Source organism: Salipaludibacillus sp. CF4.18 (genome assembly GCF_051262595.1).
GTDB classification, from domain to species: Bacteria; Bacillota; Bacilli; order Bacillales; family Salisediminibacteriaceae; genus Salipaludibacillus; species Salipaludibacillus neizhouensis.
In genome coordinates this window covers 16,178-27,125 of the sequence record NZ_JBIMEV010000062.1, presented here as the reverse complement: position 1 = coordinate 27,125, position 10,948 = coordinate 16,178, and the positions used below count along the sequence as shown (strand labels likewise).

9 protein-coding genes are annotated in these 10,948 nt (G+C 40.2%); 1 reads left to right on the top strand and 8 read right to left on the bottom strand.

The window, feature by feature from the left end:
- The 5 genes from ACHABW_RS22435 to ACHABW_RS22415 form a co-directional block, all read right to left on the bottom strand.
- The coding region (locus ACHABW_RS22435; RefSeq protein WP_435758769.1) for a hypothetical protein at positions 1–842 on the bottom strand (842 nt) is incomplete at its 3' end.
- A 373-nt stretch (positions 843–1,215) separates the two neighbouring features.
- A complete protein-coding gene (locus ACHABW_RS22430; RefSeq protein WP_435758767.1) occupies positions 1,216–1,908 on the bottom strand; it encodes a phosphatase PAP2 family protein in 693 nt (230 codons plus the stop codon).
- A gap of 220 nt (positions 1,909–2,128) precedes the next feature.
- Positions 2,129–3,157: an N-acetylmuramoyl-L-alanine amidase gene (locus ACHABW_RS22425; RefSeq protein WP_435758765.1), complete on the bottom strand. Its 1,029-nt coding sequence runs from the start codon at positions 3,155–3,157 to the stop codon at positions 2,129–2,131.
- A 233-nt stretch (positions 3,158–3,390) separates the two neighbouring features.
- Positions 3,391–4,593 carry an endo-1,4-beta-xylanase gene (locus tag ACHABW_RS22420; protein ID WP_435758763.1) on the bottom strand — a complete coding sequence of 401 codons (1,203 nt, stop codon included), beginning with the start codon at positions 4,591–4,593 and terminating at the stop codon, positions 3,391–3,393.
- A gap of 582 nt (positions 4,594–5,175) precedes the next feature.
- Positions 5,176–6,159: an alpha/beta hydrolase family protein gene (locus tag ACHABW_RS22415; RefSeq protein ID WP_435758761.1), complete on the bottom strand. Its 984-nt coding sequence runs from the start codon at positions 6,157–6,159 to the stop codon at positions 5,176–5,178.
- Positions 6,160–6,275: 116 nt separating this feature from the next.
- Here ACHABW_RS22415 and ACHABW_RS22410 point away from each other — a divergent pair, with 116 nt between their 5' ends.
- Complete coding sequence (locus tag ACHABW_RS22410; RefSeq protein ID WP_435758759.1) at positions 6,276–7,247, top strand: LacI family DNA-binding transcriptional regulator; 972 nt, start codon at positions 6,276–6,278, stop codon at positions 7,245–7,247.
- Positions 7,248–7,560: 313 nt separating this feature from the next.
- Here the strand turns inward: ACHABW_RS22410 and ACHABW_RS22405 are convergent, their stop codons facing one another.
- The 3 genes from ACHABW_RS22405 to ACHABW_RS22395 form a co-directional block, all read right to left on the bottom strand.
- Positions 7,561–8,106 (bottom strand): hypothetical protein, encoded by a 546-nt coding sequence (locus ACHABW_RS22405; RefSeq protein ID WP_435758757.1) that lies wholly within the window; start codon positions 8,104–8,106, stop codon positions 7,561–7,563.
- A gap of 22 nt (positions 8,107–8,128) precedes the next feature.
- Positions 8,129–9,244, bottom strand: coding sequence for a glycoside hydrolase family 88/105 protein (locus tag ACHABW_RS22400; RefSeq protein WP_435758755.1), 1,116 nt, complete (start codon positions 9,242–9,244; stop codon positions 8,129–8,131).
- A 144-nt stretch (positions 9,245–9,388) separates the two neighbouring features.
- Positions 9,389–10,939: a family 43 glycosylhydrolase gene (locus ACHABW_RS22395; protein WP_435758753.1), complete on the bottom strand. Its 1,551-nt coding sequence runs from the start codon at positions 10,937–10,939 to the stop codon at positions 9,389–9,391.
- Positions 10,940–10,948 lie beyond the last annotated feature (9 nt).

The following is a 10,948-nucleotide window of genomic DNA, read 5'->3' as shown; positions in this document are numbered from 1 at the left end:
CTCTGTTTGATAAATTCCTGTGCATTTTCTTGTTTTGGACTGTCGTCTCGAATTGCGGCAATTACTTCGTCGTTTCCGAACTCAAATGCATTTAAAATAGCACTATCCGCCATATTCACTCCATATAACTGTTCACTTTCTCCATCTAATTGGTTATACCAAAATGTATCGTTATCCTCTTTTTCCGTAAGCTCGTCACCCATGTTAATAGGTGCAAAAAGTTCATAATCGAACAGGATATCAAAGTGTTCTGCATCTACGAGATACATATCCGGGGTATTTTCACGCAGAGTCATTAGCAATGCAGGTCTCTTGGCAAAGTCTATTTGAACACCTTCCCCTACAGATGATTGTTCATAGTTGATTTTTACATTCTTCCATTCTGGAAATTCCTTTTTTATTCTATCTTCTAACAACGGAATGTTTTCCAAATTGATATCGAAATTACCCATAATCAAAACCTCAAAATCCGGGGTAGGGAGATTAGCCTTTGCTGCTTCTTCAGCTCTATGATCAATGAAATTATACACGAAATACCCAACTATACTAATAAAAAGGAGGAGTCCAATTAAATGATATTTATATAAGTTTAAAAAGCCAATTCTTTCGTTCGTTTCCTCTTCTTCAGGCCGTGTAAAATCGGAATCAGGATTTTTAATCAGATAATATGCTTCTGTAATCTTATCCATATCAATAGAATTATTATCCGCCTGAGCGCCTTCTTGCCTTTGATCTTGCTGGGCCTTTTCTTTTCTAATCCAAAGCATGTATTGCTTCTCTAATTGATCGATTGATGCGTCTTCTGGAATACCCATTATTTTATAGGCTGTCTTTAGATCCATCTCTATCACACTTCCTTTTATCTCAACATGCCGTATATCAGTTTTATCATGGGTAGATGCATAATTATATTATTGATCAATCCAGGCCAATTCCTTTCGGGAGGCTTGGATATGATATAAATGATACAACGCCTTCATTTCAAAAATGATCCCAAGACTATTATTATAGTAGACACATATTCATCTGCCATCATATCACCTTGTTAGAGTGCTATCAATATTATGGGTGGTCAAGTACCTCAAAGAATTCCTTTTCCTTTCGAGACACCGCCTTCTCCTTATATACTATGTCATTAAGATTCACTTTTAACTTCAAAGTTCCGTGCATTTATTACATTTTACCATTCAATCAAAAGGAAGCAGAGAACCGTCCCTATGACACCCTTCTCTTCCTTTGGCTCCAGAGGGTGACTTCGAGTAACATGATACAGACTGTTAACCAGGCTAGTCCGAAAGAAAATCCAGCTAGTACATCACTAAAGTAATGGACGCCAAGATATACTCTCGTAAGTCCGATCAATACAATTAAAAAAACTAAACAACTGTTTATCACCCATTTTAGTGCAGCATTCATGTTCGAAACAAAAATGACATAAACTATAAACCCATAAAATGCTAGTGAACCCGTTGAATGGCCACTTGGAAAACTAAAGCCTATTCCGTCGTACTGCTCCAATAACTCCGGTCTTTCCCGCGCAAAAGCCACTTTCATTCCTTGCGTTAACAAACCTATGCCAACGATGTTAACCAAGAAAAAAACGGCTACCCATCTACTGAAACCTGAAAAAAATAGCAAGTATACAGCTAAAATCGCAGAACCAATCGATATCCACGTCACAGAACCTGCTTCCGTGACAGCGGCCATCACCGATGCTAAAAAGCTTTGGTCAAAACTGTTCAAAATACTGACTGCAAATTCATCGATAAAGAAAGACTCTTCCTCAAGTATTCCCTCCGCTAATTCCGCAAAAAAATAAGCAGAAGAACCAATGATAATAATGACACCTAAAATCAAAATAATAGACATTTTTGTAAGCTCCGAAAGTCTTGTACCTTTAAAAATCAACGTAATCCTCCTCTAAGAAAAACGGCATAGCCGTCTTTTGTTAAATACAGCGTCAGCTTCCGCCATCATTTAAGTATCAGATACTTGCGGCGTGAAGGTAGCTGCTAATCTTTTAAAAAACAGTTACTCTATAAAGTCCTCTTTTCCACCATTATTTAATCACAAAACAAGGGACAGTTCTCTGCTTCCTTTTAGGAAGTAGAGAACCGTCCCTTTGCGCCTATCCAAATAACTTTTGAAAGGTTTCTTTACCGGCAATACCATCGATTTTGAGTTTTGTGTCTCGCTGGAATGTCTTTACTGCTTCTCTTGTTTTTATCCCGAACTCTCCATCAATTTCACCTAATTGATACCCTAAGCAATACAGAATTGCCTGCAGGATCCATGCTATATTTCCACTCGCGCCTTCTCGAATATTCACGCATGATGCTTTTGTTTTCGGTCCAAACACCCCATCTACAGTCAGACCTCGATTATATTGTCTGTTCAACTCTGTTTGTAATCCTTTTACGAAAGCCTCTCGTGTTTCAGGACCGAACAAATTGTCTATTGTAATACTTAGATTATAACGCATGTTTAGAGTGGACTGGATCGTTGCGAAAGCACCTGTTGGCTGTAATGCGATTTCCCGATGTTCCAAGACATCCTGTTTATCCTCTTTACCCGTCGCCGAATCCCTACTATCCTTTTTCGTCTGCAACCCTAGATATTCCGCTACCCCTTCCACGACAGCTTGACAATAAGCTTCTTTGAAATCCGTTTGCCGCAACAAACTATTGTCTGTTTCATGATCAATAAATCCTTCTTCAAGTAGAACAGCAGGCATGTTTGAACCTCTGATCACACTAAAATCCGCTTGCTTTTTACCCCGATCGGGCATGTTATATTTCTTCAAAGCGCCAATCACATGTTGATGAACAGTGGCCTGAAGTTTACGAGTAGACGGACTAACCCCGCCATTCCAAATGAAACTTTCAAACCCACGTGCCGAACCATTCAACGCATTTTTGTGATCACTTATAAAGACGTCAGCCCCCGCCTCATTCGCCACTTGAACTCGTTCACCAAGCTCTAAAAATACATCCGTATTTCGCGTCAGTAAAACCGTCGAACCTTGATATTTCCGTTCAAATAATTGTTTCATTCTGAGCACTCGCTCCAAACAAAGATCCTTTTCCCTTAATCCATAACCGGTTGCTCCCGAATCCTTACCGCCATGGCCCGCATCTAAACAAATGATTCTTTTCACATTCATCCTCGCCTTTCTTTATTTTTTACCGTTTAAACTTTGATTCCTCCACTCCTTTCTATCATTACATGTAGAAATCCAAGACATGAAACGGCATTAGCCACGTAGGCTCGCCATATATTATGCAGACGGTGAATAAACACCCCTGCTCTCAATATGTACACACCACTCGTAAAAAAGGAGGAGGCAAAAGGCAAAACAAGGGAAGCAGTGAATGCTTCCCTCTTTATTTCTTAATCTATAATACTCCAGAAAGCGGGTTTTACTTTGTAATCATGATCAAAAACAAATGGTGCATCTATTCCTTCTCCACTATACTCTGCTGCACGGTCACTGAGCCATGTATGGTTATCAGCGATTCCCCAGAATGTTACACTGCTGAGGTCAGCACCCATTTCTTCATACAATTCGAATAATTCATCGTAACGGTCGGCTTGACTTTCAAAATCTTCTTCAGGAATCGCATCAAAAGTTTGATACGCATTATCTGGCGGCCAACCGTAAAGACTTACATCCAACTCGGTTACTTGGTTATCTAATCCTAGCTCAGCAAACATCTCAAAGGAAGTTTGTGTATCTTCAAGCGAAGGCCAACCAATTTGAATGTGCGCCTGATGGCCAACTCCGTCAATTGGAACCCCTTCATCTACTAATTCTGAAACCAGCTCATGAAGACTCTCTCTCTTTGGTGAAACTTCCGTATTGTAGTCGTTTATATATAGTTTTGAATCATCGGCAGCATATTTTCTTGCTGTTTCAAACGCTACTTTAATATAGTCTGTACCTGTAATTTGGTACCATGGCGTATTTCGTAATCCGCCTCCATCATCAATGGCTTCATTGACAACGTCCCAAGAATCTACATCATCTTTATATCGTTCTACAACTGTTTGAATATGTGTTTTCATACGCTCTAATAAAAGTGCTTTATTTTCCTCGCGTTTAATTTCATCTGTTTCATCTACCATCGGATTTCCATTTTCGTCCTGGAAAAACCAAGCTGGTACTTGATTATGCCAGACTAGTGTGTGAAAACGAAGTTCCATGTCATTTTCACGGGCAAATTCAACAATTTTGTCGGCACCTTCCCAATTCCATTCTCCTTCTACCGGCTGAAGTGAGATAGGCTTCATTGCGTTTTCCGCCACGAGACTATTATAATGATGCTTTAAAATTTTTCCTTGTCTTCCTTCTAACTGATAGGGCTCTACAGCCGCTCCAATGTCAAAATAATCTTCATACCGATCAGCAAGTGAAGACACCTGCCAAGCATGAGGAACAACATTCCCATTTCCTTTTTGCCCCTCAGCAAATATCCCTCCTTTTGGAGGTCCTTGTTGCCCATTTCCCTGAGCGAAGACACTACCTGCTCCACTGGTTATCAAAAGTGAAACAGCTAATCCTGCAACGATAGGTTTTCTTAGAACTTTTAGCATGTAAAAATCTCCTTTTTATAAAGTGAATTTTTTAGAATAAGTATGCGAAAGTAACTAACTAAACCTCCTTTTCATTGAGTTTTTGGTGTAGCTACAAGTGAAGAAAGGGCTTTCATAAAGTTCAAAAAATTTGTTAGCTCTTTTTTGAACTTACGTTTATCTTATCACCAAAATCTTTGTTCGTACACTGAATAAACAAAGTATTCTAAATTGATCGAATAGTATTGGTCGAAATGTCCTTAACATTTGATTGAAATACCCTGTATTATATTTTTCGCTAATATTAAATGGTACTTATATCCTTTTATGTACTGGTTAATTCTTCATTGTTCACAAACGTAGAAGCATAGGGACGGTTCTATGCTTCATAAATTACCTATTGAGAAGATAGGTAGAAGATATGGTTTACACGAAAATTTTCTGGTTCTGGTTATCGTTCATCCACTCCAATAACCTATCAAACTATAAAATGTCTGAACAAAAAAAGAAGAGGGCATCCTCTTCTTTTTCATCGCCTTATTTAATGAAAACAACCTAATCCTTGTTCAAAATGAAGCAGAGAACCGTCCCCCTGTTTCCTGCCTACACCATCCTACGAAGCCATTCAAAGCTTTTTTCTCCTGACACTTCATGGCCACCATCAAATTGGTCAAATCCAAAAAATGAGCCATTGTCATATTTTTGGTAATGCTGATTAACTTCTCGAATTGCCGTTTCTGCTGCGATTCTCGGGAACACCTTATCATGAATTCCGCATTCAAAATACAACGGTCGCGGAGCAATGAGCATAAGCCATTCAGGTAAATCGGCATCCTCATACATATGTGGAATGTAATTATCAATGCAGTGAACACGATCCAATATACTTCCTTGAAAGGTACTAGGGAATCCGGACAATACACCGCCTTGAATTTCCTTCGCTAGTATCATTGAGTAAGCAGCAATAAGGGCGCCACCCGAAAACCCGACAATTCCTATCCTATTCGAATCAACGACAGGATCTTCCTGAATCAACCGCAGTAAAGATCGAACTTCTGCTACTCTTTTTCCTGCTAAAGTTTTCCCTTTAAGAAGTAAAGCAGTTCCGAGTCTTGAGCAAGAAGAAAGGTTTCCTTCTGATACATCACGTTCTAATCTTCTTTTGCCGAAACCGATTATTTCCGGGATGAACACTCGAAATCCCTTTTGAACGAGAGAAACACCAAATTGATGATGAATTTCTCCGTCTTCTTCATTAACACCTAGAACCGCTTCCTGTCCATACTTGCCATGACCGTGAAGCGCAATGACTGCCGGATAGCGCTCTTTATCCTTTTTCGGAGTAAGAATATACATCGGCAAGGCGCCGTGGTCTTCGGAGATCACCTCAACATACTCTTTTAAATAATCTCCTTCATCCGAACGGCTCATCACACGATTTATCGTGATGTCTCCGGTAAATGCAAACTCACCTAAAGACTCATCTAGTTTTTTAATGAGTTCACGGTTTTGTTGCGGATGATTACTTTTAGGCGGTTCTATTAATTGCTGATAATAATCAGTAGGAGCCCATGTATTTTCAGCCATTATATTCCTCTCCTTTTTAAGCTAATTTATTGAACTATTCATATACTGACTATATACTAAAAATAGGACGGTGATAACAACGTTGTTACCACTGGTATATCAGGAGGGTTGCTATCATGAGTGTAACGATAAAAGATATTGCAAAAACAGCTGGGGTCAGTTATTCGACTGTTTCAAAAGCTTTAAGAGACAGTCCCTTAGTAAAAGCCCCAACCAAGAAAAAAATCACGGCGATTGCGAATGAACTTGGATATCAACCGAATGCGGCTGCTCAAAGTCTTGTGTCAAAAAAGTCACAAACAATCGGTGTCGTATGGTCGAGTTTAGAACGTGAAGCACAAGCTGCTCTTCTTACACATATAAATAAAGCACTTGAAAATCGACAGTATACAACACTCGTTTCGATCAATGAAATGAATCAAGCTGTCAATACATTTCAACGCTTCCAAGTCGATGCTATTTTAGTGTTCAATGAAAATAAAGATATTCCATCTATCCAAGCTTCTCCCATTCCAATTTTAAGCTACGGAATTGCTGAAGGTGCCTGCTTTCCAACTGTCGATGCTAATAGACAGGAAGCCATACGAATCGCTGTTGACCACTTCGCTAATGAAGGACATCAAAATATCCTTTACGTCGGGATGTGCTCCGAAAACGATGCTTTACAGGATGATAAATTCAGTGGTTATTGTACAGGAATTAAAAAGCAATTCGGACCGTTAAAACAAGCTCTTTATGCAGATACATTAGGCTTAAACAGACATGATGGTTATTTAGCTATGAAAAAATTTTTAAGTACACAAGAGCTGCCCGATTCGATTATTATCGGCAGCTATGATTTAGCACGCGGATCCATTCAGGCTTTATCGGAAGATTCCCGACCTCGTGTGAAGGATATTCCGATAATCAGTTACGACAATCTTCCTCAAGTAGATAAATTAGAGATTCCACTCATGAAAGTTGGCGTTCCTCTCGACAAAATTGTTGAAACGATCGTTGATTCATTAATAAAAATGATTGAAAATGACGCATCTGTCACAACATCGATTCTCCAGCCCGAGTTAACACTGACGACTCAGCAATTCTAAGAAAAAACGGCATAGCCGTTTGTTAAATACAGCGTTATCTTTCGCCACCCCGAGTAGCACCTACGTAACTGAGTGTAGGTGCTACTCGAAATGAAGGGTGGTTTTCCCTTGACACGCGTGGCGTAAAGATAGCTGTCAACTTATAAATTCTTAACTACCTAAAAAAATAAATCAAAAGACCAAAAAGTCTTTTGACACATCCTTAAAAACAACGAACAGGGCCTCCGCAGTTTTTTAAAGGCCATTACAAGTTTATTTCTCATAATCAGCACTCGAACAACGAAGGCATTGCCATGTATTTTTTAATGTACCCTTATCTTTTTTCCTTTTCAATAAAGCCTTCCAATAATGCAAATGACGAGTCCGGATCATCAACATAAATTGGAACGATCGCATAAAGCTTTTCGTCATTCAATAACTCAGAAAAAACATCGCTATGGTGGAGGGGATAGGCATAAACGTTTGATTGACCATCTTCAGGCAATGAATCTAGAACCACATCTGGTACCTGTAAAAGATCCTCTGGAAAATAATCATCAAAGGCATATAATCCTTCTGAGTCGACAGTCATATCTAAGACTTCATCATTTACTAGTAAAATGTCGCCATTGTGACTGGCAATTTCAATTAACAATCGTTCATGAAGTGGCAGAAAAAACTGGGATTCCACCGCTTTCATTTCGCTTTTTGAATTCCACAAGTCACCTACTAGATCATCAATCTCAGCCTGTGCAACCTCATCAAAAAGTGATTCAGAGAATACTAGTACCTCTAAGTTTTCACCTTCTTCTCCTGCACACCCAACCAATAGTAGTATCATGATCCCAATGAAAATCTGGATAACCTGGAATTTCCTCATCGTTCCACCTACATTTCTGAAGTTATACCTGATTTTTATGATAACGATGCATCTGAATACTTGATAAAATAAATGCTCCTACACCGTGTAAATCATTGTCTACTGTTTCACGCTCCATATAGTAATCATACACTCCGATGGACGTGCCAATACAAACCCCTGAAAGAATTAATCGATCGCCTTCAAAACGAACTTTATGTTTGAGAATCCCTTCATAGCCCTTTTTCGCATATTCATAGTATGATGGATCAACATATCCTTGGTTAACCGCAGGAATAATCGTCAGTAAGAACAAACTCGTACATGACGTTTCCAGCCAATTATCCTTGTTTTCCCCTTTATCGACAACTTGATGCCATAATCCAGTTTCTTTATCCTGATATCGAACCAAATCTTTAATCAGATCCGCTAAGACAACGATTAATTCCTGACGTCCAGGATGGTCCTCCGGCAGTAATTCGATTAACATCGTTAAAGCCATTCCATACCACCCGAGCGCACGTCCCCAAATTTCCGGAGCATGCCCCTTTTCTGGCACTGCCCAATCCGTTGACATGCTTTCATCCCAGCCATGGTGATAGAGACCAGTAGCCTCACTTTTCGTAAATTTACGCATTAATTTTTCTTGATGTAAAACAAACTCGATCAGTTCAGGTTCATCATACTTCAAACCATATTGCATCGTAAAAGGACCTGCCATATAGAGACCATCCAGCCACATTTGGTAAGGGTATTTATCTTTATGCCACAAACCATTTGATTTTGTCCGATTAACTGTTTCCAGTAGGTTTCTTAATTTGTCCAAAGCAACCTTATAGCGTTTATCATCTTCTCTTTCAATAAGTGGATAAAGCAATAACCCTGGCTGAATAGCATCCAGTTCATCACGCCGAAAATAAAAATTCCCCTCTTCATCGACGAGATCATCGACATACTTTTTCACATATTGGTAATACGCCTCTTTCCCCGTATCTCTCCAGACATCCAATACCCCACAAAGAAATACACCTTGATGATAGTGCCAACGATTTGCCGGTGGCAGCTGCAGTGGCTCATCATACTGCTTCATTAAAGACTCACTCGCAATCTCTGCCCATTCCATAGCCGTTTTACCTTGGTATATTGTTTGATTACCCATTACTATCTCCCCCTTAAGAAAAACGCAAAGCGTCTTTTATTTTTATTTTGTTGCTTTGTTATCACTGAAAATTGTTCGGAAGAATTATCGCTCGCTTTCCGTGGATGATCCGCGGATTCAAGCACCTCCTATTAAACACTCAACTCAGTTTATCCAAAAGGAATGCACCCTTGTAAATCCATCGCTTTTCCTTGCCTGTTCATGAAAAGAACCGATACCGATTTGAGCACCTACCCAGTGCCCTTTCACTGCTTGAAACGAAGAACCAATCGGCTCGAATTGTGCATCTTTTCGTTCCTTAAAAAACAACTGACATTCCCCACCGTCTTTTAATTCCAGCCTAAAATAAAGGTCCTCATGATTTGTCATTGCACAAACCCGCTCCCGTTTCTCTCGTGGAAAACTCTGATCAGAATCCCCATTCATAAGATAGAGAACCGTTTCCTTTGCTTCCTTCGTCACAACTAATCCGCTATATTGATACCCAAACATTCCGAAAACAAAAGAGTCACCGGGCTGCTCCCCATGAAAATCAATGACCGTTTCAAACGTACAAGAAGGTGCCGGAATTTTTTGCGTTAAAATTTGCGGAGTATCGTAAAGATCATGCACGCCCAAAGGCTGGGCTCGACAAAAGAGAATTAAACTGTCATCCTTCAACGTATACCACTCTTGTTTTTGATTGCCGCGCCATTGCCACTGTTTTTCGAGATTTCCACCGCTAAAATCATCTGAAGTTGCCGGTACAGTGATACCCACAGTAGAGGAAACGTTCGGTTTTTGCCATTCAGTTACCGGTACGCCTCTTCCTGTCGAAGGATCCAATTGACCAATCACCGGCCAATCATCCTGCCATTGCATCGGTTGCAGATGGGTAACTCGACCATAAGGACCTTTATCCTGAAAATGGATAAACCAGTCTTCCTCGTCTTCCGTAGTCACCCATCCACCTTGATGAGGTCCATTTGTCATGCTATCCCCTTGCTCCATGACAATCTTATCTTCGTAAGGTCCCCATACAGATCGGGAACGAAGCACGGTTTGCCAGCCGAACTCCACACCTCCAGCTGGGGCAAATATATAGTAGAAACCATTTCGTTTGTGCATTTTCGGTCCTTCGATTGTCGGATGACGTTCCTCATCAAAAAAAATGATTTCCCCTTCGGAAAGAAGGCTTTCTCCGTCTGGAGCCATCTCACATACTTGCAGTCTATGTTTAAAACCGATTCGGCTTCTCGCAAAAGCATGAACAAGATAGGCTTTTCCATCCTCATCCCAAAATGGACAAGGATCTATCCACCCATTAGCCTTTTTCACTAAATGAAGCGGACTCCAAGTACCATTCGGATCCTTCGTCTTACTCATGAAAATCCCTTCATCCGGACAGCCAATAAACATCCAAAACCAACCGTCGTGATAACGTAAGCTCGGTGCCCATAAACCATCCCCGTGACGAACACGGTCATAACTCGAATCCGGGAAATCAACCGTGACATGGTTGATAATCGACCAGTTTACCAAGTCTTTCGAATGAAGCACTGGAATCCCCGGTGACATGTTAAAACTTGAAGCAATCAGATAAAAATCATCCTCCACTCGGACCACATCTGGATCCGAATAATCCGCATACAGAATCGGATTCTGATATCGCCCATTTCCTAAATCACTTTTCCAGATAAACCTGTCTTCCATCATATGTCCCTC